At 69.3% G+C, this 1,028-nt stretch carries 1 protein-coding gene; it reads left to right on the top strand.

Features of this window, described 5'->3' with window-relative positions; translation table 11 throughout:
- Nucleotides 1-1,028: protein kinase family protein (locus ABZV58_RS34560; protein WP_355004401.1), on the top strand; the 1,028-nt coding region annotated here is incomplete at both ends.

Genomic DNA, 1,028 nt, shown 5'->3' on the forward strand with positions numbered 1-1,028 from the left:
GACCCGCGACATGTCGCGCCCGGCGCGTCTGCACGTCCACAGCGCCGTCTCCACGGCCCTGGCGCTGCACAGCGATCACGCGCTGCGCGAGCTCGTGGACGCGGCCGCGCCGCTCGGTGCTGGTATCGGCGGGAAGTCGTCGCTGGTGGAGATCGCCGGAATCCCGGTGTTGGTGAAGCGAGTGCCCCTCACCGATCTGGAACGGCAGCCCGAGCATTCCCGGTCCACGGCGAACCTGTTCGACCTGCCGCTGTTCTACCACTACGGCGTCGGCCTGATCGGCGGGGCGGGTTTCGGGGCTTGGCGCGAGCTCGCCGTGCACACCATGACGACGAACTGGGTGCTCGCCGCTGAATACGAGGGCTTCCCGCTGATGTATCACTGGCGGGCGTTGCCGGACACGACGCCGCTGCCGGCCGAGCTCGCCGACATCGATCGCGCCGTCGCGTACTGGGACGGCCGACCGCAGGTCCGTCACCGGATCGAGGCCGTGCGAGATTCTTCGGCGAGCATCGTGCTGTTCCTGGAATACATCCCGCAGAACCTGCACGAGTGGCTGAACACCCAGATCGAGGCGGGTGAGGAGGCCACCGGCCGGGCCTGCGCACTGGTGGAGCGGGAACTGTCCGCCGGCACCGCGTTCATGAACAGCCGTGGGCTGCTGCACCTCGACGCGCACTTCGAGAACATCCTGACCGACGGTCGACGCCTCTACTTCGGCGACTACGGCCTCTCGCTCTCCTGCGGGTTCGACCTCTCGCCGGCCGAGGCCGCGTTCTTCGACCAGAACCAGAGCTACGACCGCGGCTTCACCGCCACCTACCTGGTGAACTGGCTGATCACCGCCCTGTACGGGCTCCAGCGGGAGGACCGGGAGACGCGCGCCACGATGGTGCGCGCGATCGCCGAAGGCACACCGCCGCAAGGCATTCCGGAGGAGGCCGCCGCGGTCCTCACCCGGCACGCGCCGATCGCCGCGGCGATGTCCGCGTTCACGCGTGCGTTCCAGCAGGAGAGCCGGAGCACCC

Source organism: Nocardia sp. NPDC004654, from assembly GCF_040609595.1.
In the GTDB taxonomy this organism is placed as follows: Bacteria; Actinomycetota; Actinomycetes; order Mycobacteriales; family Mycobacteriaceae; genus Nocardia.